Source organism: Streptacidiphilus jeojiense (assembly GCF_000719095.1).
Classification (GTDB): domain Bacteria; phylum Actinomycetota; class Actinomycetes; order Streptomycetales; family Streptomycetaceae; genus Streptacidiphilus; species Streptacidiphilus jeojiensis.
Genome location: NZ_JOEH01000004.1, coordinates 305,007 through 330,276, shown reverse-complemented (window position 1 = coordinate 330,276; position 25,270 = coordinate 305,007). Strand labels below are relative to the sequence as shown.

The window sequence follows — 25,270 nt, the reverse complement described above, 5'->3', positions numbered from 1 at the left end:
GTGGACAGACCCGGGGGTGTGCAGAACCCGCTCACCCGCAGGGGTGAGATTCAGCGCGGCGAGACGACGACCGCCAGCAGTCCCGGCCCGACGTGGGCCCCGATCACCGCGCCCACCTCGCCGACGTACAGCTCCCGCAGCCCGGGGACCCGCTCCCGCAGCCGCTCGGCGAGCTGCTCCGCCCCGTCCCGGGCCGCCAGGTGGTGCACCGCCAGGTCGACCTCGTCGGCGCCGGCCTGCTGGATCGCGATCTCCTCCAGCCGTGCGATGGCCCGGCTGGAGGTGCGCACCTTCTCCAGCGGTTCGATCCGGCCCCCGGACAGGTGCAGCAGCGGCTTGACCGCCAGCGCGGAGCCCAGCATCGCCCGGGCCGCGCCGATCCGTCCGCCGCGCCGCAGGTACTCCAGGGTGTCCACGTAGAAGAACCCGGTGGTGGCCCCGGCCCGCTTCTCGGCCGCGGCGGCGACCTCGTCGATCCCGCCGCCCTTCCCGGCCACCTCGGCAGCGGCCAGTACGCAGTAGCCGAGCGCCATGGCGACCATCCGGGTGTCCACCACCCGTACCGGGATCTCCGCCGCCTCGGCCGCCAGCACCGCCGCCTCGTAGGTGCCGGAGAGCTCCGCCGACAGATGCAGCGAGACCACGCCGTCGGCGCCGCGCCCGGCGGCGGCCCGATATGCCGCCGCGAAGGCCTCCGGGTTCGGCCGCGAGGTCGTGACCTGCACCTTTCGCCGCAGCGCCTCGGCCACGTCCCCCGGCGTGACCTCTATCCCCTCCTCCAGCACCTGGTCGCCCAGCACCACGCTCAGCGGCACCACGTCGATGCCGAGCCGCGCTACCGCCTCGTCCGGGAGGTAGGCGGTGGAATCGGTGACCAGAGCGACGGGCATATCGGGGAGATTACCTGCCAGGACCTACCAGGGACAGGGCCGAAACCCCTGTTGACATCAGCCGGGCAGGCGCTTCGCGGCCCTGTCCGCGACCGGCACGGCCACGTCCTCGACCGGTGCCCAGTGCCGCAGCGCCCCGGCCTCCGCCTCGCACTCCTCGCCCAACCGCAGCAGGTCCTCGTCCGCGAAGCGGTGCAGCCGGTCCTGCGCGGCCCAGCGCAGCGACGAGGCCAGGTGGACGATCCGCTCGCCGCGCTCCTTGGCCACCGCGAACCGTGCCTCGACCCTGCTGAGCTCGGGCTCCCGTTCCAGCAGTCGAAGCTCGCCGTCGAGCACCGCGGCGTGGCCCTCCAGCCGGCCGAGCAGCGCCATGGCGTCGCCCAGCTGGGCGTCCTCCACCGCGCCGGTCTCCAGCACCCGGCGGGAGGCCGCCAGCGCCCCCCTGACCTCGGCCCGCAGCGCGGAGACCCGTCCCTGCACCCCGCCCCGGGTCAGCGACCTGGCCTTGATGCCGACGTCCTCGACCGCGCGCCGGGCCTGCGGGGCGGCCTTGGCCACCGCCCGCTTCGTCTTGACCACGGCCAGCGCCGCCACCCCGACGACCGTGCCCGCCAGCACGACGAGCAGTCCGATCAGCACGACCAACAGTTCCACAGTGGGGTCCCTTCCCAGGCCTCACCCCACGGTAAGCCGCGCTCACCCCGCCGCCTACCCGATCCGGCCGCGAACGGCGAAAGCCAGGGAAAGGTCAGGGGGACCCCGAACGGGATCCCCCTGAGCATCGGCGACAGCCGCGCGGGCCGTGTCAGCCGGTGACGATGTTCACCAGCTTGGGCGCCCGGACGATCACCTTGCGCACCTCGGTGCCGCCCAGCGCCGCGACCACGGCCGGGTCGGCCAGCGCCAGCGCCTCCAGGTCCGCGTCCGAGATGGTCGGCGGGATCTCCAGCCGGGCCTTGACCTTGCCCTTGACCTGCACCACGCAGGTGACCGTCTCGTCGACCAGGTACTCCGGGTCGACTACCGGCAGCGGGTGGTGCGCCAGCGAGGTCGAGTGGCCCAGCCGGCTCCACAGCTCCTCGGCGATGTGCGGGGCCAGCGGCGCGACCAGCAGCACCACCTGCTCGGCCACCACCCGCGGCGTGGAGCCCCGCTTGACCAGGAAGTTGTTCAGCTCGGTGGCCTTGGCGACCGCCGTGTTGAACTTCAGCCCGGCCAGGTCGGTGCGGATCCCGTCGATGGCCTTGTTCAGCGCCCGCAGGGTGGCCTCGTCCGGCACCTCGTCGGTGACCACCAGCGCGCCGGACTCCTCGTCCACCACGGTGCGCCACAGCCGCTGCAGGAAGCGGAACGAGCCGACCACGGCCCGGGTGTCCCAGGGGCGGGAGACGTCCAGCGGGCCCATCGCCATCTCGTACAGCCGCAGGGTGTCGACGCTGTACTCGCCGGTGACCTCCTCCGGCGCGACCACGTTCTTCAGCGACTTGCCGATCTTGCCGATCTCCCGGCTGACCTGCTCGCCCTGGTAGAACCAGGCGCCGTCGCGCTCCTCCACCTCGGCCGCCGGTACCGGGAAGCCGCGGGAGTCGCGGTAGACCTGACCCTGGATCATGCCCTGGTTGAACAGCTTGTGGAACGGCTCCCTGGAGCTGACGTAGCCCAGGTCGAACAGCACCTTGTGCCAGAACCGCGAGTACAGCAGGTGCAGCACGGCGTGCTCGGCGCCGCCGACGTACAGGTCGACGCCGCCGGCCGGCTTGGCCGCGTCCGGGCCCATCCAGTACTGCTCGTTGACCGGGTCGACGACCTGCTCGGTGTTGTCCGGGTCGACGTAGCGCAGCTCGTACCAGCAGGAGCCGGCCCAGTTGGGCATGGTGTTGGTCTCGCGGCGGTAGGTCCGCACACCGTCGCCCAGTCCCAGGTCCAGCTCGACCGTGACCCAGTCCTCGCGGCGCGACAGCGGCGTCTCCGGGGAGGTGTCGGCGTCGTCCGGGTCGAAGGTGCGCGGCGAGTAGTCGTCGATCTCGGGCAGCTCGACCGGCAGCATGGAGTCGGGCAGCGGGTGGGCCACGCCGTCCTCGTCGTAGACGATCGGGAAGGGCTCGCCCCAGTACCGCTGACGGCTGAACAGCCAGTCGCGCAGCTTGAAGTTGACGGTGCCCTCGCCGATGCCGCGGGCGGCCAGCCACTCGGTGATGGTGCGCTTGGCGTCGACGACGCCCAGGCCGTCCAGCGACACTCCAGATCCATCCTCGGAGACCGCGGAGGTGGCGGAGTTCACGATCGCCGCGTCGTAGGAGACAAAGGCGTCGTCCCACTGCGAGGCGTCGGTGCCGCGGCCGTCGCTGGGCTGCACCACGCAGCGCACCGGCAGCTTGAAGGCACGGGCGAAGGCGAAGTCACGGACGTCGTGCGCCGGGACGGCCATGATCGCGCCGGTGCCGTAGCCCATCAGCACGTAGTCGGCGATGAAGACCGGGATCTGCTCGCCGTTGACCGGGTTGACCGCGTAGGCGCCGGTGAAGACGCCGGTCTTGGCCTTGGCGTCGGCCTGGCGCTCCACGTCGGACTTGCTGGCGGCCAGCTTGCGGTAGGCGGTGACGGCCTCGGCCGGGTTCGCGTGGCCGCCGGTCCACTCCTCGGGCAGGTCGGCGCCGGGCCAGGCGGCCGGGACGATGCTGTCGACCAGCTCGTGCTCGGGCGCCAGCACCATGTAGGTGGCGCCGAACAGGGTGTCCTGACGGGTCGTGAAGATGCTGATCGAGGCGTCCTGGTGGCCGGCGACGGCGAAGGCGACCTTGGCGCCCTCGCTGCGGCCGATCCAGTTGCGCTGCTGCAGCTTGATGGCGTCGGGCCAGTCCAGCAGGTCCAGGTCGTCGATCAGCCGGTCGCCGTAGGCGGTGATCCGCATCATCCACTGGCGCAGGTTGGACTTGAACACCGGGAAGTTGCCGCGCTCGGAGCGGCCGTCCGCGGTGACCTCCTCGTTGGACAGCACCGTGCCCAGCCCGGGGCACCAGTTGACCGGGGCCTGCTTGATGTAGGCCAGCCGGTAGTCGCTCAGCACCTCGCCGCGCTCGACCGCGCTCAGCTCGGCCCAGGGGCGGCCGTCCGGGGTGGCCTGCTCGCCGCGCTCGAAGCGGGCCACCAGCTCGGTGATCGGGCGGGCCGCGCCGGTGGGACCGGACTCGCCGACCGGGCCGGCCTGCGGGTCGTACCAGGAGTTGAAGATCTGCAGGAAGATCCACTGGGTCCAGCGGTAGTACGAGGGGTCGATGGTGGCGATCGAGCGCCGCTTGTCGTGGCCCAGGCCCAGGCTGCGCAGCTGGCGCCGGTACATCTCCATGGCGGCCTCGGTGGACACCCGGGGGTGGGTGCCGGTCGCCACGGCGTGCTGCTCGGCCGGCAGCCCGAAGGCGTCGAAGCCCATCGTGTGCAGCACGTTGTGGCCGGTCATCCGCAGGTAGCGGGCGTAGACGTCGGTGGCGATGTAGCCCAGCGGGTGGCCGACGTGCAGACCCGACCCGGAGGGGTACGGGAACATGTCCATGATGAAGGCATGCGGACGGGACTCGACGTCCGCGGCGCCGGCGTCACCGGCCAGGTCGCCGACCGGGTTGGGCGCCTCGAAAGTGCGCTCGCGCTCCCAGCGGTCCTGCCAGTCGCTCTCGATCCTCGCCGCCAGAGCGGGGGTGTAGCGGTACGCCTCGGGCGCCTCGGGTGTGGTCTCGCTCATCGTCCTCAGACTCCATCAGGGGTTGCTCGCTGCCGACTGCTCCGACTGTGCAAACAGTTCAAAAACGCAGAAAGACCCCTCTACATGAGGGGTCGCCACGCTGACTCCGGCCTGAAGCCGGTTGTCGTCAGCGCGGCCGGCTAAGAAGCAGGCGCACGGATCGCATGGGCACAGGGTACCGCAGTGCCGGATCCGTCCGCCCGCCCCTTCCTCCGCCCTTCCTCCGCCTCTTCCTGTCGCAGCCGACCGGCCCCCGCCCCCGGTCAGCGCTGCGGTGCGCCGGTGACGCCGTGCGGGCTTCCGAAGCCGGGGAAGCCGGGCAGGTAGTACGAGGCCAGGTACTGCGCCGTGGGCGTGCCGACCCCGGTGACGTCGTCGAAGCCGGTGACGGCGCTCAGCGAGGAGTCGTGGCCCATGGTCCGCAGCGTGGTGTCGATCCCGTCGGTCGCGTCGGCGCTGTTGTGGAAGTCCTTGCGGACCATCGCCAGCAGGGTGCCGGCGCCGAGCGGGGTGTCGGTGACGTCGTGGAAGGCGGGCGTGCCGTACCGGGCGTAGAGCGCCGGGTTGGCGAAGCCCAGCGGCAGACCGCCCTGGGCCTGCTGCGCCAGCGCCTGGATGGCCGCGATCACCGGGGTGGCCAGGCTGGTGCCGCCGATCCGGTACTCGCCGTAGCGGACCGTGTGGTCCGGCCAGGTCTGGGTCTGGCCGACCAGGAACCCGGTCGCCGAGTCGGCCACCGCGGCGACGTCCGGAACCACCCGGTGCCGGAGCAGTCCGCTGCCCTTGGCCGTGGCCCTGGCCAGCTTCGAGGGGACCACGCCGTACTGGTAGAAGGGCTCGTCGACCCGGCCGCTGGTACCGCCGCCGGCGCCGCCGGTGAAGGTCCCCGGCAGCTTCACCCAGCTCTTCCCGTCCTTGGCGAGCTTCGCGGTGTCGGTGCCCCAGCCGGTCTCGAAGCGGTAGTCGCCGTTCTTGTCGGTGGCCAGCGAGGTGCCGCCGACCGCGGTCACCCAGGGCAGCGAGGCCGGCATGCCGGTCTCGCGGACGCCGGTCTTGGCCTTGTAGTCGCCGTCGTCGCCGGTGGCGGCGTAGAAGCCGATGCCCTCGGCCGCGCCGCGCAGGAAGATGTCGTCGTAGACCGGGTCGGCGGCGGGGTCGCTGCCGCTCTCCGGCTCGCCCCAGGAGTTGCTGACGATGTCCGCGAGCCGGCCGTCGACGATCCGGTCCAGCGCGTCGCTGAGGTCGGGGTCCTGGCAGGAGGCCGCCCCCGCGTAGAGGATGTCGGCGCCGGGCGCGACTCCGTGCACCGCCTCCACGTCCAGCGACTGCTCGCCGTACCAGCCGGAGGCGCCGCAGCCGTTGGGGGAGGTGGCGCTCGGGTCCTCGGTGTCGGTCCAGTTCTTCGCGTCGACGTGGCTCAGCTGGCCGGGACGGTAGGCGGGGTCGCCGTGCGCGGCCGCGTAGGCGGCGGAGTCCGCCCCGATGGTCGGCGAGTCGTAGGCGTCCACGATGGCGACGGTGACGCCCGCGCCGGTCAGCCGGGTGCCGTCGACGCCGTAGGCGTGGCGCAGCTGGGTGCCGGTGTAGCCGCGCAGGGCGTAGGGCTGGACCTTGCCGTAGGCGGCCGGGGTGCCGGTGGCCGGGGTGGCGCCGAAGTAGGCGGAGAACGGGCCGGAGTTGGCGAAGGCCGCCTCGGGCGGGGGCAGCAGGTCACGCCGGCTGTGCCCGGTCCCGGTCGTGGTGACGGCCCCCGTCGGGGCGCTCGCGGTGCCGGCGCTCGCCGGGCTGGCCATGTGCGGGGCGTCGTCCAGGCCGGTCACCGCGAGCACCGCCGAGGCGACGGCGGCGGGGACGGTGGCCGCCGCGGCGGGGGCGCGGTAGGTCCGGCCGTCCTTGCGGTAGGAGTGCAGCTGGATGCCGAACGCCTGCCGGACCGCCTTGGCGTCGCCCTGGACGGACAGGAAGTGCGGGGTGGTGGCCACGATCCGGAACCCGGCCGAGGTGAGCCAGTCGTGGACGGACCGCTCCTGCGCGGGCGTCGGCGCGAACCGCTGCTGGACCTGGCTCGGCGTCAGATAGTGGCCGTAGGAGCGCGAACGGGGGTCGGAGACGGCCCGTGCCAGCGCCTGCAGGCCGCTGCGGTCCCGACCGGCGAAGTAGACCCGCACCGTGACCGGTGCCGCCTCCGCCAACTCGCCCCGGTCCGCGGAGGGCGCGGCCCAGGCGGGGAGGGTGGCTGGAAGCACCACCCGCTCCGGATGCCCCTGGGCCACCGCGGACGGCGCGGCGACACCGGCCACCATCAGCGGCAGGGACAGCAGCACCGCGGCGCGGGAACGCGATGACCTGCGGGAGCGGGGGGACGGGGACGGTTCTCTGGTGGGACGCATGGGGACCTCTCTGGCAGGGGCATGTCCTGACATGTCCTCAAGACGATGTGCAGCAGAGGTCGGATCTAACGGCTGGCTGCGTCCGATTGGTTGATCATCAGCTGAATAATCATCAGTTCGGGCCAATCTCGGCCGCATTGCGGTGAGCCGGGTGCGCGAACGGTAGGTCACGACACTCACCTCCGTATGGGTTTCGGCCGACCCCCCGGGAGGGCCCGAACATCTCGGTAGCATCACGGTCACGCAAGCGATTCGGGGGAAGCGCGATCCAGGGCCGCATGTCGGCATCCCTTGGACGAGTCGGAGGCATCACGATGACCGCCCGTAACAAGCGCAGCGCATCAGCGCGTTCCATCCCCTTCCCGCTGTTCCTGCTGGTGGTGTGTGCTGCGGTGACCCTCGGCGCCACCTCGTTGCGGGCGCTCGGCGGTGGGGCGGACGCGCCCAGCATGGGCAGCGCGCTGGCCGGAACGGCCGGCCGGCTGATGGCCTTCCTGGACTACTTCGCAGGAGTGTTCTGCCTGCTCTCCCTGACCGCCGCGGTGGTCTGCGGCCTCGCCGCCACGGACCGCCTGGTGCTGACCCCCAAGCAGCGGGTGGCGCTGCAGTCGGTGCACCGGGCGACGGCGGTGGCGGCGCTGGGCTTCCTGATCACCCACATCGCGGTCAAGGTCGCCGAGCAGGAGGCCTCGCCGCTGGTGGTGCTCCTGCCGTTCAGCGGTGGGGCCACCTTCGCGGTCAGCATCGGCACCATCGCCGCCGACCTGCTGGTGCTCGCGGCCGTGACCGGTGCGGTCCGCGGCCGCTTCGCGGGCAGCCGCCGCCCCTGGCTCTGGCGGCTGCTGCACGGCAGCGCCTACGCCTGCTGGCCGATAGCGCTGGCGCACGGCCTGACCGCGGGCCGGGCGGCGGCGACGTACGTGCTGTGGAGCTACGGGGTGTGCGCGGCGCTGGTGGGGCTGGCCCTGACGGTCCGGATGCTGGGCTCGGCCGAGCGCCGCAAGGCCCGGCAGCGCATGGACCGGACCCTGCTGGCGCACGAGCCGTCCCGGGAGAACGCGTCCGCGGCCGAGGAGGAGCTGACCCTCGCGGTCCACGCGCAGCTGCCGTCCTCGATCGAGGCCACGGTCGCCGAGCCGGTGTCCGCACCCGAGCCGGGCTACGCGTCCGAGCCGGTCACCGCCACCATGCCGGTCGCGGCGCCCGAACCGCAGTACGCGCCGGAGCCGCAGTACGTCGTGCCCGAGCCGCAGTACATGGTGCCCGAGCCGCAGTACTTCGCCGAGCCGCAGTACCAGGGCGTGCCGCAGCCCCAACCGCAGCCGCAGCCCCAGTACGTCCCGTACGCCGAGCAGGTCGTGTACGCCGAGCCGGTCGCCTTCGCCGGCCAGGCCCAGTACACCGGTCAGTCCCCGTACCCGGGCCAGGTCCCGTACGCCGAGCACAGCCAGTACGCCGGGCACGTCCAGTACCCCTACCAGCCGGACTACGCCTACGCCGCGTCCGGCGGCTACGGCTACCCGGCGGCGCCCTCCCCCTGGTCCGACGACCTCAACGCCCGTCCGCACCCGGCCCTGGCGGAGACCCCGCCGCACGGCTTCGCCGTCCCCACCAATCTCTTCGCCACCCCCTACGCGCCCGGCCAGGCCCAGTCCGGTGGCGCCACCCCCGACTGGATGGACGACAGCGGCGCCTGGTCCGCCCTGACCTGGGACACCCCGCCGTACGGCATCCCGGTCCAGGTCGCACCGGGCCGCGAGCACGGGGGCGGTTGGTGACGGCCCCGGAGGTCATGCGGCTGGGGCCGGCGCGGCTCACCGCGGGCCTGGACCAGCACGTGCGGCTGGGCCTGGAGGACCACCGCACCGCGCACGGACCGCTGCCGCGCTACGACCGGGACGAACTGCTCGCCCTCGCCGACCGCCTGGACCTGCGCGGACGCGGCGGGGCCGGCTTCCCCTTCGCCCGCAAGGCGCGTGCCGTACTGGCCACCGCGGACCGCACCGGGCAGCCCCCGGTGGTGGTCGTCAACGCCACCGAGGGCGAGCCGGCCAGCGCCAAGGACCGGATGCTGCTGGCCCGCACCCCGCACCTGATCCTGGACGGCGCCTGCCTCGCGGCCGAGGCCTTCGGGGCCGAGGAGATCGTGGTCGGGGTCAGCGCCGGCGGCCCCGGCGAGGTGGCCGTACCGCGCGCCGTGGACGAACGCCGCCGGAAGGGCAACAAGTCGCTGATCCCCTGCCGGATCCGGACCGTCTGCCTGCCCGAGCGCTTCGTCGCCGGGGAGTCGGGCGCGCTGATCCGGGGCATCTCCGGGCTGCCCGCCGTCCCCCCGGCCCGCAAGGCGCGTGCCAGCGACGGCGGACCGGCCGGGGTCCGCGGCCGCCCCACCCTGCTCTCCAACGCCGAGACCTACGCCCAGCTCGCCGTCGCCGGCCGGCTTGGTCCCGACGCCTACGCGGTCGTCGGAACCCCGGCCGAACCCGGGACACTGCTGCTCACCCTGACCCGCACCGCACTCCCCCCGCTGGTGGTCGAGGTCCCCGCGGGCGCCCCGATGGGCGTGGTCCTGGACACCTGCGGCATCCCGCCCGGCCAGGGACTACTGGTCGGCGGCTACCACGGGGCCTGGCTGCGCCCCGAGGACGCGGCGCACACACCGATCTCCCGTGCCGGGCTCGCCGCCGTCGGCGGCACCCTCGGCGCCGGTGCGATCGCCTCGCTGGCCGACAGCACCTGCCCGATCGGCGAGGTGGCCCGGATCGCCGCCTGGCTGGCGGCGCAGTCCGCCGGGCAGTGCGGGCCCTGCCGGCTGGGCCTGCCGAACACCGCCGACGCCCTGGCCCAGCTCGCCACCGGCGGTGGCGGCCCCTCCGCGCTGGACGAGGCCCGCCGGACCATCGCCTCGGTCCGGGGCCGGGGCGCCTGCGCCCACCCCGACGGCTCGGCACGCTTCGTGCTGTCCGCGCTGACGGTCTTCGCCGAGGACCTGGCCGTCCACGAGTCCGGACGCGGCTGCGGCCGCCCGGTCAAGGGGCTGCTGCCGCTGCCCGGGGAGACCGCCTCGGCGCTGCCTGCCACCGACGCGGACGCCGAGGCGACGCTGGAGGTGGACTGGGCCCGCTGCGACGGCCACGGCCTGTGCGCGGCGCTGGCACCGGAACTGGTCGCCCTGGGACCGCACGGCTACCCGGTGATCGGCACCACCCCGATCGCCCCGTGGCTGGAGCACAGCGCCCGACGCGCCGTCAGCCAGTGCCCCGCGCTGGCGCTCCGACTGAAGCACCGTCAGTGACGCCGGCTCCCTGACCGCACCGAAAACCGGTTCGCTGCGGAGGGGTGGCTCGGCGACCATCGGACCCATGATGCGAAGCTTCGAAGAACTGGTGGCGGAGGCCGACTCGGTGTCCGTCGACGGCTGGGACTTCTCCTGGCTGGACGGCCGGGCCACCGAGCAGCGGCCGTCCTGGGGCTACCAGCGCGCGATGGGCGAGCGCTGGGCCCGGGCGAGCGCGGCGCTCGACATCCAGACCGGGGGCGGCGAGGTCCTGGCCGCAGCGCCGGTCGTACCGCCGGTGGCGGTGGCCACCGAGTCCTGGCCGCCGAACGTCGCCAAGGCGACCCGACTGCTGCACCCGCGCGGCATCGTCCTGGTCGCCGACCAGGACGACCCGCCGCTCCCCTTCGCCGACGCCGCCTTCGACCTGGTGACCAGCCGTCACCCGGTACGGACCTGGTGGGACGAGATCGCCCGGGTGCTGCAGCCCGGCGGCACCTACTTCTCCCAGCAGGTGGGCCCCGCGAGTGTGTTCGAGGTGGTGGAGTACTTCCTCGGCCCGCAGCCGGAGCGGTCCCGCCGCGGCAGGCATCCCGACGACGCCTGTAAAGCGGCCGAGGCCGCCGGCCTGGAGGTCGTGGACCTGCGCGCGGAGACCCTGCGTACCGAGTTCTTCGACATCGGCGCGGTGGTCTACTTCCTGCGCAAGGTCATCTGGATGGTCCCCGGCTTCACCGTCGAGCAGTACCGCGAGCGGCTGCGCGAGCTGGACCGGCAGATCCGCGGTGACGGCCCGTTCGTGGCGCACACCACGCGCTTCCTGATCGAGGCCCGCAGGGCGGGATGAGGCACAAGGCACGAAGCGCGCAGGGGGCAGCAGGTCGCTGGTGCAGCTGCCCCCTGCGCGCATATGCCATGTCAACAATGATCATCAGACTGCCTTCGAACAAGTGATTAGCCCTGCCTGAACCGGAAACTGCGGAAACCGGAACACCTCACAGGCTTCAGACATCGAACTCCCGTACGGGGTGTGGCTAGGATCGACACCGCTCTTGCGCTCTTGGGGGGATGACAGCAGATCCGATCGGGGAGAACGTCGGTGGAAACCGGTACAACGGGGCTGAGCAAGCAGGCCGAACTGCTGTACGCAGAACTGGTCCGCAACGGGGCGTCAGCGCAGGAGACCGCCCCGTCGGAGGAACTGGACGAACTCCTGCACCTGGGCCTCGTCAGCCGACACGCACAGGGCGGCCTCGTCCTGCACGACCCGGGGGCCGTGGGGCTGGAGTTGAGCCGTCAACTGGCCGCCGAGGTCAACGCACTGCTGCAGGAGGCCGCAGTGGTGCAGCAGAGCATGGCCGGCATCGCCGAAGCCTTTGACGAGGCCCAACGGGGCTCCAGCGGACCAGTGGCATATCTGCGGGGTCTGGAGGCGATCGATGCGGCGATCGCAAAAGCGGTCGAGAACGTCGAGTTCGAGATGCTGTGCGCCCAACCGCACGGTGGGCGCACCCAGGAGAACCTGGACACTGCCTTCCTCCGCGACAGGGCGGCACTGGACCGGGGAGTCTCGATCCGGACGATCTACCAGACCAATCAGCGACAGCAGCCCATGATGCGTGACCACATCCGGCGCACCACCCGTGCCGGGGAGCTCGTGCGCACCGTCCCATGGCCGTTCACCCGGGCCATCATCGTCGACCGCAAGCTCGCGTTCATGCCGACCAATGGGCTCAGCGAATTCTTCCAGGAGGTCGCGGTGCAGGCCGAGAGAGTCTTCTACACCACGGCACTGTGCATCCAGGACCCCCTACTCGTAGCGCATTTCGTCGATCACTTCGAGTTCTCCTGGGCGCTGGGACAGCAGTGGGACGGAACTGCGGCCAGGGACCAGGCCACCCCGCCTCTTGACCAGTGGGAGCGTTTGATCCTGGAGTACCTGGACCAGGACCTGTCCCTGGAGACGATCGCGCGGCGCCTGTCGGTCTCCGAACGCACCTTGGGAAAGCGGCTCACAGCGCTCAGGACCAAGATGGAGGTCAACTCGCTCTACGGTCTGGGTCGCAAGTGGCAGGGCTTGAAGCAGAAACCCTTCCCCGCAGAGCCGTCTCCCCCGCGGAGCGTGCAGCATGGTTGAACCTCTCCCGGACTCCGTCCTGAGCCCTGGCGCCGAGGAACTGTTCCGACGCATGCTGGAGCCCCTGGAGCTACCCGATCTCGATCTCCGGGACCGGGAATCGGAGGTGGCGGAACTGTCCGCCCTCGGTCTGGTGCGACAGACCCGAGAGACATCCTCCGGGCTGACCCTGCTGGACCCTGCCCTTGTCGCGGCGGAGTGGAGTGAGCGCAACACCGCGACGGCGGAGACCCTGGTACGAGAAGCGGCGCCACTGCTGACAACTCTTCAAAGGCTCGCACTGGAGTCCCGTCAGGCTGCCCGTGAGCGCGATGAGGTCCAGTTCCTCCTGGGCGAGGAATCCATCGAGGGGGCGGTCACCGAGGCGATCCAGGGTGTCGCCTACGAGATCCTCGCCTGCCTCCCGCAAAGGTCGCCGGACACTGCCGCGCACCAAGTGGCCGCGGGTGTGCGAGCCGCCCTTGAACGGGGCCTCCCAGTTCGGATGATCTACCCCAACCTGGCGCGGCAGCAGGAGCATCTGCGCTTCCATGTCGAGGCGCTGACTCGCAGCGGCGCGCAGGTCCGAACTGTTCCCTGGCTCTTCACCCAGGCACTGATCGTCGATCGACGGATCGCCTTCCTCCCCGAGGCCGTGGCTTCCCAGGTCTCCGGCAAGTCCGCGCCGGACGGACCAGGAGCACGCCATCTGCAGATCTCCAACCCCAACGTGGTCACTCACTTCGTCGACCACTTCGAGATGCTGTGGGCCTTGGCCCAGCACTGGGACGGCGCCTCGGCCTACAGGGACCCCATGCCGATCACTCTGGACGACGAGGAACTGGCCATCCTTCGCTTCCTCGACCAGGGACTGACCATGGACGCCATCGCGAACCGACTCCGGGTGTCGGAGCGAACACTCAGCAACCGCCTGGCCCAGCTGAAGGGGAAGTTCAACGTCACCAGCCTGTACGCGCTGGGCAGCCGCTGGCAGGCGCTGCAGGACAGCCAGTCGATCCCGGGGCCGCGAGCCGCAGGAGGCATCGACGCCGACGATTGAAAGCGAGGCGCCGCGACCGGGGGTGACGCGGCGCCTCGTACCTGGACCGCCGAGGAGGGTCGGCCCGGGGTGTGCACCGATCATTGCGCGTTCCGAGTTGGCGCGTCCATGCCCTGAGTACGGCTAGTATGTGCCATGCCAGCGATTGCCAGTGGTTCTGCAGAAGCCGGCCTTGAAGAGCCGGGCGCTCAGCCCGAGAGAGCCTGCGGTCGAATGTGGCTACCGCTTGCCATGCCAGCAGTGGCCGACGGGAAGACCTGGACACGCGTGCGAGGTCCGGGCGAGGATTCTGGACATCCCCCCGAAGGGCCGCCGGCGCCGGCCGCTCGATCCCAGTCCCACCGACACTCCGACCTGGTTCTTTGCAACTGGTCGGGGCTGTCGGCTGTCTCGACGGAGCTGAGCATGAGTGAGTACCTGGTCGAGGACGGCACAGCCGACAGGACCGCAGCTGTGGAAGCGCAGCTCCTGCGGGTATTTCTGGCCACTCCCTCGCTGCGCCTGACCGGTCCTGCCGACGGCGTCTTCCCCCTGGCCCTGCGGGCCCGAGTGACCGCTCTTCGTGAGGCGCTGCTGAACAGCGGCGTGCGGGTCTTCTCCTCGCATCACGACCAGTCCTGGGTTGCTCGCGGCGCTGCCGAGAGCCCCCGTGTCCCCTCCACCCACCGTGCGGTGATGGCCGCCGACGTGGTGGTCGCCTGCATTGGCTCCCCGCTGTCCTCGGGCGTCGCCCTGGAACTCGGCTGGGCCTCGGCGATGCGCAAGCCGATCATCCTGCTGGTCGACCGTGCGGTCGAGCACAACCCCCTTGTGGAATCGCTCGAAGAGGTCTGCCCGGTCTTCCCCCTGGCCTACGACAATTCGTGGTCCGCGACAGCGCTCCAGCAGATCCTGGTCACCGCGCTGGACTGGGCGGACCACACCATCTGGCCCAGCGCCGACGAGATGGGTGCGACTTCCACCGTCACCAGTTAAGGTCAGCCTGACGCGGCCTGGAACAGGCCGACAGCGACGGTTGGGGAGAGCTGGCGGTGGAGCGGCGCGATCTGACGCCCCAAGAGGAGGCCGTCTACCGCTTGGTGCTTGAACAAGGCCAGATTCCAGCGGTCGAGGTCAAGCAGCAGCCTGGCGGTGAGGACGCCCTCGCGCACCTTATGGAGTTCGGACTGCTGGCGATCGACCCTGTCTTTCCTGACATCGTCGCCGCGGTGGACCCCTCTCTCGCTGCAGCACGCCAGTCCTCACGCGTGCTGGAGGAAATTGTCCGGGATTTGGTGTGGGTGTCACGCCTTCCTCAGGCGACCTCCGCCCTCGCACAGCAGTACTGGAGGGCTCAGAAGTCGCAGAGCGGTGTGATCGAAGTGGTCACCGGGCTGCAGGTGATCGGCCAACGGTTGGGTCTGCTGCTGGAGAGCAGCAGGAGGCGAATGCTGACGATTCACCCGGAGCCCAGGCGCCCCGAGACAGCTCTCGAGTCCGTGCTGGGCCGGGATCTGGATGTTATCCAGCGTGGTGTGGACGTGCGAAGCATCTATCTCAGTCCGGTGCGTCGACAGGTCGCCGTGCGGGCCTACATGGAAGCAGTTACCGCCGCCGGCGCGGGTATCCGTACGCTGCCGAAACTACCGCTGCGTCAGTTCATCATCGACGACACCGCGATCGTGCCGCATCAGGGCGACAGCAATGCGGCAGTTTTCATCCAGGATCCGTCGACCGTGAATGCAATGGTCGAATTCTTCGAACTTCTCTGGAGTCTGGGTGAGGATTTCCCGGGTCAGATGAGCCGCGAAGAACAGATCGGCGAAACACTGCTGACCGTTATTCGCATGCTGGTCGACGGCAAGAGTACTCGACAGATCTCACGCGAACTGAAGCTCAGCGAACGAATGGTCACCCGCCTGCGGGCAGAAATCAACGACGAGTACGGGACCGACTCGGCCATCCGTCTCGGCTGGTTGCTTCGTGAACGGTTCCCGGACGGCATCAAGTAGGGCAGCACGAAATATCAACTGCCCTACTCAGCTGCTGCTCTATTGGTTCGACGCCACCGACAGGGGACTGAATCCCCAGACCGAGTCGGCTTCTGTGACATGACTCTGACTGTGAACCGTAGTGGCCCGCTGAAGACCGAGGGCCCCGGGCGAGACCGCACCCGTGCTCACGCCGACCACAGCAGCCCCAACCGCCAGCATCGATAGGACTGCTATTCGAATTCGGCTGCGCTCCACTTGATTGACTCCTCTCGGTGGGGCCGAGGGTGCCCCGTCATGCCCGCTAGAGTCTGGCAATCATGCCAGTACGCAGACAATCGTATCTCATGACTGCACGTCAACGATAGGCGCGCGGGACCGCAGCGACCTTGATCGGCCGCAGCTCCACCGGGCTCCCTCCCTGCAACATCTGGCACACCGTCACATTCACCAGCAGTGACACCCCTCCACGGGGTTAATCTTGAGACGCGCCCATAAAGGCACTTCCCCCTTGACCACCAACCAGGGAAGATGGGGACATGCCAAGCGATACCTCCGAAGCGATCCCACTGCTGGCGCAGATCCATCTGCGAGCCCGCGAACACAAGCAAGAGCTCTGGGATCTTGCGGTCCGCGCGTTCCGTGCGGGCGCGGCTCCGAGTAGCATCGCGCAGGTGATGGGGCTGCGAGAGGGCGAGGTCAGCCAACTGGAGCAGATGCTCAGTGGCGCAAGTGCAGACAGCGGGACGATGAACGACACCGTGTCTGTTTCGCACTGGGATCCGCCGGCATCACAGGCATCCTGACCACAACAAGAAGATCCGGCCGGGTCTGAGCGACCTGACCGGATCCCTTTGCTGTCCGTTGTGGAGCTACGGGGAATTGAACCCCGGACCTCTTGCATGCCATGCAAGCGCTCTACCAACTGAGCTACAGCCCCGGACCGTCGCCGAGAGGTTCCGTCTCCGGTCCCCCTCGCGACGTGTCTCACTGTACACGGTCGGGAAGGCGCCCCACCAATTACTTGTCACGCCTCCTACCTGCGAGGACCGCTCCGATGAGCATCAGCAGGGCGACCCCTGCCGTGGTGGTGGCGAGGGCGTGGCCGGAGGTCGAGGGCGGGGCCGGGTAGCTCACCTGGTTCAGGAAGAGGGTTCCCAGGGCCGCCACGCCGATGACGCTGCCCAACTGCATCATCGTGACGAGCACCCCGCTGGCGTCCGCGGCGTCGACCGGGGCGACCCGCCCCAGCGCGCGGCCCATCAGCGGGCCGTACGCGCAGCCGCCGATCAGGCCGAGCGGCAGGAACACGGCCTCGACCGCCACCCCCACCCGCTGGCCGTCCCGCAGCAGCAGACCGAGGGCCAGGTAGCCGACCGCGCTCAGGGCCAGGGCGACCACCGGGAGCTGCTGGTGCAGCCGCTTGGGGAGCCGCTGCCAGTACATGCCCGAGATCCCGAACCCCACCGACATCGGCAGGAAGACCAGCCCGGCGTCGAGCGGGCTCAGTCCGAGCCCGGCCTGGACGTGCATCGCCATCGCGAACATGATGCCGCCGACGCAGCACATGACCAGGAAGAGCGCGGAGGCCGCCGGCAGCAGTCCGGGCGAGCGCAGCACCCGGGCCCGGATCAGCGGGCTGCCGCCGCGCGCCGCGACCCGGCTCTCCACCAGCCCGAACAGGGCGAACAGCAGCACGCTCGCGCCGAGCACCACCCAGCCCCAGACCGGCCAGTGCTCCTCGTGGCCCATGACCAGCGGCACCACCAGCGAGCCGAGCGCCGCCGCGAGGGTGACCAGGCCGAGCAGGTCCAGCTTGCGCTCGCGGTTGCCGGGGATCGCCGGGAGCAGCTTCCGCCCCGCGACCAGCAGCAGCACCCCGATCGGGACGTTCACCAGGAACACCGGCCGCCATCCGGAGCCGAACAGGTCGGCGTTGACCAGTGCCCCGCCGACCACCTGGCCCACGGCCCCCGCTCCGGCGATGACCGCGGTGTAGCCGCCCAGGGCCCGCAGCCGGGTCGGCCCCTGGAAGGTGCGCTGGATCAGGCTCATCACCTGCGGCACCATCAGCGCGGCGCCGACGCCCTGCAGGATCCGGAAGCCGATCAGCGAGTCGGCGCCGGGCGCCAGACCGCAGGCCAGCGAGGCGAGCGTGAAGCCGGCGACGCCGAACCGGAAGACCCGGCTGAAGCCGTGCCGCTCACCCAGTCTCGCCCCGGTGATCAGCAGCACCGCGTAGGCGATCGTGTATCCGGCGATGACCAGTTGCAGGGCCGCCCCGGAGGCGTGCAGGTCGGTGCGGATGACCGGGGCGGCGACATTGACGATGAAGACGTCCAGCACGGCCATGAACTGGCCGACCAGGATCAGCGCCAGCAGCAGTCCCGGCCGGGCCACTACCGGTGGCGCCGGTGCCGCTGGTGCCGCCGGTGGCGCAGCACCAGGGATGATTGACCCAACTGGCTTGGTGGAAGTGGAAGTTGTGGTGTTCGGAGTGATTCGCGTATCGGCCATGCGACCATCGTGGCGGCGGCCCGGTACAGGTAGTTAGAGCCTGCCGATGCTGGTACTGGGAGTACCTGTCAGGGATCCCGCCGATCCGGCACCATGAACACATGAGCGTGATGGACGCACCCGTCAGCAACAGGTCGGCCGCCGCCCCGCGACGTACCGAGCTGGCCGCCTTCCTCAAGGCCCGCCGGGCCCGGGTCTCCCCCGAGGACGTCGGCATGGCTCCCGGTCTGCGCCGCCGCACGCCGGGGCTGCGGCGCGAGGAGGTGGCGCAGCTCGCCGGTGTCGGTGTCACCTGGTACACCTGGCTGGAGCAGGGGCGTCCGATCAATGCCAGCGAGCAGGTACTCAGGGCGATCGCACGGACGCTGAAGCTGGACAGTGCCGAGGCCGGCCACCTCTTCACGCTGGCCGGGCTGCAGCCGACGGTCCCCGCGGCCGACTCCTGCATGCTGACCCCGGAGATCCAGGTCATCCTGGACGCGCTGTCCCCGCTCCCGGCCGCGATCGCCAACTCCCGCTATGACGTCCTGCGCTGGAACGCCGCCTATGAGGCGCTGTTCCCGGGCGCCACCCTCACCGACCAGGGACGCCGCAACACCATGTGGTGCACCGCCACGGTCCCGGAGTGCTGCAACGCCTTCGTCAACCGCGCCGAGGAGCTGCCGCGGATGGTCGCGGTGCTGCGCTCCGGCTACGGCCAGCACGTCGGCGAACCGTACTGGGAGGACTTCATCCGCGACCTGATCGGGGCCAGCCCGGAGTTCGCCCGGCTCTGGGCCCAGCAGGACGTGGCCACCCACTCCATCCGGCACAAGGTGTTCCGGCACGCGGCGGTCGGCGAGGTCCGGATGTCGGCGACCAATCTGACCGCGATGGGCATGCCCGAGGGACGGCTGGTGGTCTACACCCCGGAGGACGAGGAGAGCCGGCTGCGGATCGAGTGGCTGATGGCCAACCCTGGTCTGCCGGTGGTCAACCACACGCACTGAACAGGCGCAGCACCTCCTCCGCGGAGTCGTTGGTACGGACCAATGGATGGTGCAGTGGGCTACCCGGACCTGTCAAGGGGATCTTCATCGAGCCACTGACCTGCACTTCTGGCTTGAAATAGCGGGATCGCCGCGGCAGCCGCCCCGACCTGCACCTGCGCCCGCCCTTCACATCTCCATGACTTCCTACCCACACAATCTCCATAAGTCGGCCATTGACATGACCACTTGGTCTAGTCCAATTTGGTGGGGCGGGAGTTCACCGAGTGAAGGACGCGACGGCGCTCGACCCGAGAGAGACAACCCGACTGCCGCCCCCGCCAAGTAATCCGACTCCTCAAGGTTGACCAGCGCGCAGCCGGCCTGCGCGACATCCGAGTCCCTCCGAGCCTCTGTCGGCCCCCAGCTCATTCCCCTGTGCCATTCCCATGTGCCATCCCCATGTGCTGCACCCCACGCACCACCCCCGCGCATGACCCGCCGCAGCGTCAGCCCGTCCCGGGCTGCCCGGCGCTTCGCACCCATGCCGATTCCCCGTCGAATCCTGGAGCGACCCATGCCGATGTCCGACCCCTACCTGTACCGAGCCGCCTCGGACCTGCCGTACTTCAGCTCGGACGGCGAGAAGTACCTGGCGCTCACCCCCCTGCGGGACCTGGAACGGCCCCGTCCGCTGCGGGTCCTCTCCCCCGATGACTTCGCCTTCTGGCAGGACTACGGCTACGTCGTGGTCAGGCAGGCGATCCCCGCCGCCGCTGCCGCCCGCCTGCTGGACTTCGCCTGGGACTTCCAGGGCCTGGACCCCGACCGGCCGGACTCCTGGTACCAGGACCGCCCGTACCGCACCGACCTGGACCGCGAGCTGCACATCTACGGCTTCGTCGAGGCCTACCAGCACCAGCTCATCTGGGACAGCCGGCAGAACCGCCGCGTCTACGAGGCGTTCGCGGACGTGTGGGGCTGCGAGGAGCTGTGGGTCTCGCTGGACCGGCTCAACCTGAACCCGCCCAACGTCCGGAACCGCGACCGGGCGCTGATCGCGCCCACCGAGCGCGGCTTCGACATCGAACTGCACTGGGACGTCGACACCACGCTGGGCGTGCTGCCGCAGCGGGTGCAGGGGATCATCGCGCTGAACGACACCACCCCGGAGACCGGCGGGTTCCAGTGCAACCCCGAACTGTTCCGCCAGTTCGACCGCTGGAGGACCGCGCAGCCCGCCGACCGCGACCCGATCCGGCCGCGGGTGGACCGCGAGCTGATGCCGGTGGTGCGCCCGGAGCTGCACGCCGGGGACCTGCTGATCTGGAACGGCCTGCTGGCCCACGGGGTGGCCCGGAACACCTCGGCGAGCGGGGTGCGGGCGGTGCAGTACCTGTCGATGATGCCCGCCCTGGAGTCGCACCAGCAGCTGCGCCGCTCCCGGATCGACTCCTGGCGCAACCTCACCACACCGGACTGGAACGGGACCCTGGTCGGCGACGCGGTCAGGCACGAGTCGCTGCGCTACGGGCCGGCCGAGCTGGACGAGTTGGGCCGCAAGCTGCTGGGCCTCGACTCCTGGGGCGGTTCCGCCTCCGACGGGGAGTCCGACCGGGAGTCCGACCGCGAGTCCGAACTGACGAACGGAGCGCAAGCATGCGCCGTGTCTGTCTGACCCTCCCCACCGACCGGGCCTGCGCCGGCACCATCGCCGCCGTGCACCAGGAGGCGGCCTACGCGACCGGGCGCTTCGACGTCGAGGTGCACCTGCTGATCCTGGACTCCTCCGACGACGAGACCGTCGCCGAGCACGCCGCCGCCCTCGACGCGCTGCCCCCGGTGCCCAACGTGGTGCTGCACCACCTCGACGAGGCCGCGCAGCGGGTCTTCCTGCGCAAGGTGATCGAGAAGGCCCGGCCGGCCCAGCCGGACCTGGTGCTGTCGCTGATGCTGCCGGACCGTTCGTCCTACGGGGCGTGCACCAACCGGGCCTTCCTGATCGCCCGGGCGCTGGGCTGCGAGTCCGTCCTGCGCCGCGACTCCGACATCCGCTACCAGTCGCTGGACGGCGTCCCGGTCTACCCGGTCCACCACGAGCTGGCCTCGCTGGGGCTGCCGGCGAGCGAGGCCTCGGCCCATGTCACCGGGACCGAACTGGACCCGGGGCGCGCACACCGTCCGGTGACGATGGTCGGCTCCTCCTTCATCGGCGAGCTCTCGGTGGACATCGGCGAGATCGAGCGGCTGGACCCGGAGGTCTACCACGACATGGTCAGCCTGTGGGCGCCGACGGACTGGTCGGCCGAGCAGAAGCGGGAGCTGGTCGCCGAGTCGTTCCGCGGCGCCGGTACCGAGGCGTTCAGCGGCGACCGGGCGACACTGACCGTGGTGGACCCGATGCGGGTGGACATGTCCAACATCGGCTTCCACCAGGTGCAGGAGCTGGTGCCGCTCCCGCCGGGGACCGAGACCATCGGCAGCGACTACTTCCTGATCCACCTGGTGCACGACGCCGCGCTGCCCGGGGTGCTGCACAACCGACACATCGTCAACTACTACACCCCGGAGCGCCGTACCGACGCGGGCTTCGCCGCCTACCACGTGCGGCTGGTGAAGTTCTTCCTGTCGATGCTCTACTTCAACGCCGTCTACGACCGGATGGCGGCGGCCGGCGAGTCGATGCTCGACGAGCGGGACCGGGTGCGGCCCGCGGTGATCGCCGGCTTCCTGCGGGACAGCGCCGAACTGGACCGCACCGAGAACGTCCGGCGGCTCCAGGTCCTGGACCGCTGCTACCGCAGCCTGGGCGGCCGGTACGCGGCCTTCGCCGACCTGCTGGCGGCGCGCGGTCCGCGGCTGCTGGACGAGGCCCGGCGCGACATCGAGGACTTCGCCCTGCTGACCGAGGTCTGGGGTCCGCTGATGCTGGCCGCCGACGCCGCCACCCCCCTGGAACCGCGACGACAGCTGGAGCGAAGCGGCACATGACGCACCAGAACGAACTGCCGGGCGCCACCCCGTTCGACACCCCGTCCGCCATCCCGTCCGACACCCTGTCCGCTGCCCTCGCCGCCACCGACCGGGACCGGATCCTCTTCGACCTGGACGGGATCGAGGACCGCTACGCCGACCTGCGGCGCGAACTGCCGCAGGTGGCCGTCCGCTTCGCGGTCAAGGCCTGCCCGGTGGACGAGGTGCTGGCCGCGCTGGCGGGACGGGGCGCCGGCTTCGACGCGGCCTCCCCCCAGGAGATCGCCCAGGCACTGCGGACCGGGGTGCCGGTCGGTTCGGTCCACTACGGCAACACCGTCAAGTCCGACCGCAGCATCGCCGAGGCCCACCGGCTGGGGGTGCGCGACTTCGCCACCGACAGCGTCGCGGACGTCGCCGCGATAGCGAGGCACGCCCCCGGCGCCCGGGTCTTCTGCCGGCTGGCCACCAGCGGTACGGGCGCGCTGTGGGGGCTGAGCAGGAAGTACGGCTGCTCGGTCCGGGACGCGCCGGTGGTGCTGGCGGCGGCCCGGGCGGCGGGCCTGACCCCGGCCGGACTGTCGGTGCACGTCGGCTCCCAGCAGATGACCGCCGGGGCCTGGCGGGAGGCGTTCGACTCGCTGGCCGGTGTGCTCACCGCGCTCGACCTGCGCGGCATCCATCCGGACCACGTCAACCTCGGCGGCGGCCTGCCCGCGCTCGGCTACCTGGACCGGCACGGGCAGCCGCTGGACCCGCCGCTGGACAAGATCCTGGCCGTGATCCGCGAGGGCACGGCCCGGCTGCAGGAGGCGGCGGCCCGGCCGCTGGACTTCGTCATGGAGCCGGGCCGGCACCTGGTGGCCGACCACGGTGCGGTCCGGGCCCATGTGGCCCGGCTGACCACCCGTCAGCAGCCGGGCGGGGAACGGGAGAACTGGCTCTACCTCAGCTGCGGCAAGTTCAACGGCCTCTACGAGATGGACGCGCTGCAGTACCGGCTGGTGTTCCCCACCCACCGCCCGGACGCACCGCGGGTCCCCGCCGTGATCGCCGGGCCCACCTGCGACGGCGACGACGCCTACGGCCGCGGACACGGCCTGGTCCAGGTGCCGGAGGCGCTGGCCTCGGGCGACCCGGTCTGGGCGCTCTCCGCCGGCGCCTACGCCACCAGCTACCTCACCCTGGGCTTCAACGGCTTCCCGCCGCTCGGGTACGACTGCGTCCGGAGGTCCGGTGACCGCTGACCCGACCATCCGCGGGATCCGCCCGGACGACTGGGAAGCCATCGTCGAACTTGAGGCCAACGCCTACACCGCGCTCGGCCTGTCGGAGGGGCGGACCGCGCTGCAGTCCCGGGTGCGCGCCTCACCGGCCACCTGCTTCGTCCTGGAGCACGGGGCGAACCGGCGGCGGCGCGTCGCGGGCTACCTGCTGGCGCTGCCCTACCCCCGGTTCCGCTACCCGGGGCTGGACCAGCCGGAGCGGACCGCCTTCCGCTCCCCCAACCTGCACCTGCACGACCTGGTGGTCGCCGAGGAGTTGCGCCGGTGCGGGCTGGCCGGCCGGCTGCTGCGCCGCCTGGAGACGGTGGCGCGGGCCCGGGAGCACCGGCACGTCTCGCTGGTGGCGGTCGCCGGCACCGACGCCTTCTGGTCGCGGCACGGGTTCGCGCCGCACCGCGAGGTCGCGGCACCGGAGCACTACGGCGCCCGGGCCGTCTACATGTCCAAACCGCTCGGCGTCCCGCCGCACGGATCACCCTCGCAGCACGAAGGAGACTGACGCCCATGTTCCCTGTTCAGGACGGGTTCCACCGGAGCCGGCTGGCGGTGGTGGCGCTGTTCTTCTCGCTGGGGTTCCAGTACGCCACCTGGGCCTCGCGGATACCGGCGATCAAGGCGCAGCTCGGCCTGAGCACCGCGGAGGTGGGCCTGCTGCTGATGGCCACCGGCGTGGGGGCGGTCGCGTCGTTCCCGCTGGTGGCCCTGCTGATGAAGCGGCTGGGCTCGCGCCGGCTGTCGCTGCTGTCGGCGCTCGGACTGGCACTGCTGCTGGCGGCGATGGCGGAGCTGCCCAACTATCCGACCGCGCTGGTGGTGATGTGCGCCGACGGCGTGCTGGTGGGCGCGCTGAACGTGGCGATGAACGCGCAGGGAGCCGCGTTGGAGGTGCGGTTCGAGCGCAACACCATGGCCACGCTGCACGCCACCTTCAGCGGCGGATCGCTGGTGGCCGCGCTGCTGGCCTCCGGCATGAACCTGCTGACCGCGTCGTTGCCGGTGCACTTCGCCGTCGCCATGGCCGTGCTGCTGGTCGCGGTCGGCTACGCCCGCCCGGGCCTGCTGACCCAGGACAAGCCCGCCGAGCCGGTCGAGGCCGCCGCCGCCTCCTCCGCCGAACAGGCCGACGCCGATCCGCAGGCCGGGAGGAAGCGCCGCAGGCTCGCCCTGCCCGCCCGGGTCACCCTGTGGTGCGGCCTGGCCATGGCCTTCGGCACCGTCACCGAAGGAGCCATGAACGACTGGTCCTCGCTCTACCTGAAGGACGTCGCCAAGGCGTCGGCGGAGCTGGCCCCGATGGGCATCGCGGTGGTCTCGGTGACCATGGTGCTGGCCCGGCTGCTGACCGACGGCCGGCGCAGCGCCTGGGGCGACGGGCCGATCGTACGCGTGGGCAGCGCCCTGGCGGCGCTGGGGCTGGCCCTGGCGCTGCTGGCCGGCGGCGTGCTGCCGGCGCTGATCGGATTCGCGTGCGTGGGGCTGGGCGTGGCCGCGGTCACCCCCTGCGTCTACGTCGCGGCGGCGGCCCAGGGCTCGGACGCGCTGACGCTGGTCGCCACCATGGGGACGGTCGGCCTGCTGGCCGGGCCACCGGTGATCGGCTTCATCGCCAACGCGAGCGGGCTGAGCTGGGGCATGGGCGCGGTCGCTGCCTGCGCCCTGATCGTGTCCCTGTGCGCGACCCGGATCCGGTGGGCGCCCGCCGCCAGGACCACGCACGACTCCGCTCCACTGGCCGCACAGATCGAGGCCGAGGCCCTGTAGCGACAACAGACCCACGGGACCGAATGCCCCGCACTCGAACTCCTGCGTTCAGACGGTCCTGACTGGCGATCAGTTCCCTGGTCAACGCACCGCACCGGTATCTCGGCACCGGAAGTTTGCTTGCCACCCGTGCCCCCCTGGGCTAATTTGATTTCGCCTCACGCGAATGACATGCCCACGTCCAAGAGAATTCCCGGGCGAGGGTCCCTGCCCCTTCCATCGCATGTTGAGGAGTTTGGTGTGCGCAGCACTCAGTCATCGACGGTGAGCCCCGAGCAGAGCCCGGAGGACGCCGGGCCCCGGGCCGGGCGTCGGGGATGGTCGCT

At 71.0% G+C, this 25,270-nt stretch carries 19 protein-coding genes and 1 tRNA gene; 14 read left to right on the top strand and 6 right to left on the bottom strand.

Translation table 11 applies throughout. The features are described 5' to 3' along the window. Positions 1-50 precede the first annotated feature (50 nt). The 4 genes from IF29_RS0106360 to IF29_RS0106345 form a co-directional block, all read right to left on the bottom strand. The gene (locus tag IF29_RS0106360) at positions 51-890 is read right to left on the bottom strand and encodes a DegV family protein (protein WP_030250756.1); all 840 of its coding nucleotides are present in this window, start codon (positions 888-890) and stop codon (positions 51-53) included. A 57-nt stretch (positions 891-947) separates the two neighbouring features. Continuing rightward, positions 948-1,544 carry a hypothetical protein gene (locus IF29_RS0106355; RefSeq protein ID WP_051724952.1) on the bottom strand — a complete coding sequence of 199 codons (597 nt, stop codon included), beginning with the start codon at positions 1,542-1,544 and terminating at the stop codon, positions 948-950. A 151-nt stretch (positions 1,545-1,695) separates the two neighbouring features. Next, complete coding sequence (leuS, locus tag IF29_RS0106350) at positions 1,696-4,626, bottom strand: leucine--tRNA ligase (protein ID WP_030250752.1); 2,931 nt, start codon at positions 4,624-4,626, stop codon at positions 1,696-1,698. A gap of 263 nt (positions 4,627-4,889) precedes the next feature. Continuing rightward, entirely contained in the window at positions 4,890-7,016 is a 2,127-nt protein-coding gene (locus IF29_RS0106345) for a S53 family peptidase (protein WP_084713640.1), read from the bottom strand. A 314-nt stretch (positions 7,017-7,330) separates the two neighbouring features. Here IF29_RS0106345 and IF29_RS43250 point away from each other — a divergent pair, with 314 nt between their 5' ends. From IF29_RS43250 to IF29_RS0106300, 8 genes are all read left to right on the top strand, one after another. Continuing rightward, positions 7,331-8,794, top strand: coding sequence for a hypothetical protein (locus IF29_RS43250; RefSeq protein ID WP_051724951.1), 1,464 nt, complete (start codon positions 7,331-7,333; stop codon positions 8,792-8,794). Next, positions 8,791-10,311 (top strand): NADH-quinone oxidoreductase subunit NuoF family protein, encoded by a 1,521-nt coding sequence (locus IF29_RS0106335; RefSeq protein WP_198037318.1) that lies wholly within the window; start codon positions 8,791-8,793, stop codon positions 10,309-10,311. The genes IF29_RS43250 and IF29_RS0106335 overlap by 4 nt, the downstream gene beginning before the upstream one ends. A 67-nt stretch (positions 10,312-10,378) precedes the next feature. Then, entirely contained in the window at positions 10,379-11,140 is a 762-nt protein-coding gene (locus IF29_RS0106330) for a methyltransferase domain-containing protein (RefSeq protein ID WP_030250743.1), read from the top strand. Positions 11,141-11,392: 252 nt separating this feature from the next. Continuing rightward, positions 11,393-12,430 carry a LuxR C-terminal-related transcriptional regulator gene (locus IF29_RS43245; RefSeq protein WP_030250741.1) on the top strand — a complete coding sequence of 346 codons (1,038 nt, stop codon included), beginning with the start codon at positions 11,393-11,395 and terminating at the stop codon, positions 12,428-12,430. Positions 12,431-12,482: 52 nt separating this feature from the next. Further along, on the top strand, positions 12,483-13,469 hold the full coding sequence (locus tag IF29_RS0106320) for a LuxR C-terminal-related transcriptional regulator (RefSeq protein ID WP_198037316.1): 987 nt from the start codon (positions 12,483-12,485) through the stop codon (positions 13,467-13,469). A 405-nt stretch (positions 13,470-13,874) separates the two neighbouring features. Continuing rightward, positions 13,875-14,444 (top strand): nucleoside 2-deoxyribosyltransferase, encoded by a 570-nt coding sequence (locus IF29_RS43240; protein WP_030250736.1) that lies wholly within the window; start codon positions 13,875-13,877, stop codon positions 14,442-14,444. 56 nt (positions 14,445-14,500) lie between these two features. Beyond that, positions 14,501-15,460: a helix-turn-helix domain-containing protein gene (locus IF29_RS0106305; protein WP_157623624.1), complete on the top strand. Its 960-nt coding sequence runs from the start codon at positions 14,501-14,503 to the stop codon at positions 15,458-15,460. Between the two features lie 518 nt (positions 15,461-15,978). Beyond that, on the top strand, positions 15,979-16,245 hold the full coding sequence (locus IF29_RS0106300; RefSeq protein ID WP_030250730.1) for a hypothetical protein: 267 nt from the start codon (positions 15,979-15,981) through the stop codon (positions 16,243-16,245). Positions 16,246-16,306: 61 nt separating this feature from the next. Here IF29_RS0106300 and IF29_RS0106295 read toward each other — a convergent pair. Then, a tRNA-Ala gene (locus IF29_RS0106295) sits at positions 16,307-16,379 on the bottom strand. 80 nt (positions 16,380-16,459) lie between these two features. Then, positions 16,460-17,839, bottom strand: a complete 1,380-nt coding sequence (locus tag IF29_RS0106290; protein WP_232242041.1) for an MFS transporter — start codon at positions 17,837-17,839, stop codon at positions 16,460-16,462. 218 nt (positions 17,840-18,057) lie between these two features. Between IF29_RS0106290 and IF29_RS0106285 the strand changes: the two genes are divergently transcribed. The 6 genes from IF29_RS0106285 to IF29_RS0106260 all read left to right on the top strand — a co-directional run bounded on the left by IF29_RS0106285 (position 18,058) and on the right by IF29_RS0106260 (position 24,944). Further along, entirely contained in the window at positions 18,058-18,945 is an 888-nt protein-coding gene (locus IF29_RS0106285; RefSeq protein ID WP_030250720.1) for a helix-turn-helix transcriptional regulator, read from the top strand. Between the two features lie 556 nt (positions 18,946-19,501). Continuing rightward, complete coding sequence (locus IF29_RS0106280) at positions 19,502-20,602, top strand: phytanoyl-CoA dioxygenase family protein (protein WP_030250719.1); 1,101 nt, start codon at positions 19,502-19,504, stop codon at positions 20,600-20,602. Continuing rightward, positions 20,584-21,915, top strand: a complete 1,332-nt coding sequence (locus IF29_RS0106275) for a DUF6271 family protein (protein ID WP_030250717.1) — start codon at positions 20,584-20,586, stop codon at positions 21,913-21,915. Before IF29_RS0106280 ends, IF29_RS0106275 begins: the two co-directional genes overlap by 19 nt. Continuing rightward, positions 21,912-23,144: a type III PLP-dependent enzyme gene (locus tag IF29_RS0106270; protein ID WP_051724950.1), complete on the top strand. Its 1,233-nt coding sequence runs from the start codon at positions 21,912-21,914 to the stop codon at positions 23,142-23,144. The genes IF29_RS0106275 and IF29_RS0106270 overlap by 4 nt, the downstream gene beginning before the upstream one ends. Further along, on the top strand, positions 23,134-23,682 hold the full coding sequence (locus IF29_RS0106265) for a GNAT family N-acetyltransferase (RefSeq protein WP_030250709.1): 549 nt from the start codon (positions 23,134-23,136) through the stop codon (positions 23,680-23,682). Before IF29_RS0106270 ends, IF29_RS0106265 begins: the two co-directional genes overlap by 11 nt. Positions 23,683-23,687: 5 nt before the next feature. Continuing rightward, complete coding sequence (locus IF29_RS0106260) at positions 23,688-24,944, top strand: MFS transporter (RefSeq protein WP_030250708.1); 1,257 nt, start codon at positions 23,688-23,690, stop codon at positions 24,942-24,944. The last annotated feature ends 326 nt before the right edge of the window (positions 24,945-25,270 follow it).

Excerpts from the sequence above, each read along its gene's own strand:
- IF29_RS0106360 (WP_030250756.1), bottom strand. The coding sequence starts at position 890 with ATGCCCGTCGCTCTGGTCACCGATTCCACCGCCTACCTCCCGGACGAG.
- leuS (WP_030250752.1), bottom strand. The coding sequence starts at position 4,626 with ATGAGCGAGACCACACCCGAGGCGCCCGAGGCGTACCGCTACACCCCC.
- IF29_RS0106345 (WP_084713640.1), bottom strand. The coding sequence starts at position 7,016 with ATGCGTCCCACCAGAGAACCGTCCCCGTCCCCCCGCTCCCGCAGGTCA.
- IF29_RS43250 (WP_051724951.1), top strand. The coding sequence starts at position 7,331 with ATGACCGCCCGTAACAAGCGCAGCGCATCAGCGCGTTCCATCCCCTTC.
- IF29_RS0106330 (WP_030250743.1), top strand. The coding sequence starts at position 10,379 with ATGATGCGAAGCTTCGAAGAACTGGTGGCGGAGGCCGACTCGGTGTCC.
- IF29_RS0106320 (WP_198037316.1), top strand. The coding sequence starts at position 12,483 with ATGCTGGAGCCCCTGGAGCTACCCGATCTCGATCTCCGGGACCGGGAA.
- IF29_RS43240 (WP_030250736.1), top strand. The coding sequence starts at position 13,875 with ATGAGTGAGTACCTGGTCGAGGACGGCACAGCCGACAGGACCGCAGCT.
- IF29_RS0106300 (WP_030250730.1), top strand. The coding sequence starts at position 15,979 with ATGCCAAGCGATACCTCCGAAGCGATCCCACTGCTGGCGCAGATCCAT.
- IF29_RS0106285 (WP_030250720.1), top strand. The coding sequence starts at position 18,058 with ATGAGCGTGATGGACGCACCCGTCAGCAACAGGTCGGCCGCCGCCCCG.
- IF29_RS0106280 (WP_030250719.1), top strand. The coding sequence starts at position 19,502 with ATGCCGATGTCCGACCCCTACCTGTACCGAGCCGCCTCGGACCTGCCG.
- IF29_RS0106275 (WP_030250717.1), top strand. The coding sequence starts at position 20,584 with ATGCGCCGTGTCTGTCTGACCCTCCCCACCGACCGGGCCTGCGCCGGC.
- IF29_RS0106270 (WP_051724950.1), top strand. The coding sequence starts at position 21,912 with ATGACGCACCAGAACGAACTGCCGGGCGCCACCCCGTTCGACACCCCG.
- IF29_RS0106260 (WP_030250708.1), top strand. The coding sequence starts at position 23,688 with ATGTTCCCTGTTCAGGACGGGTTCCACCGGAGCCGGCTGGCGGTGGTG.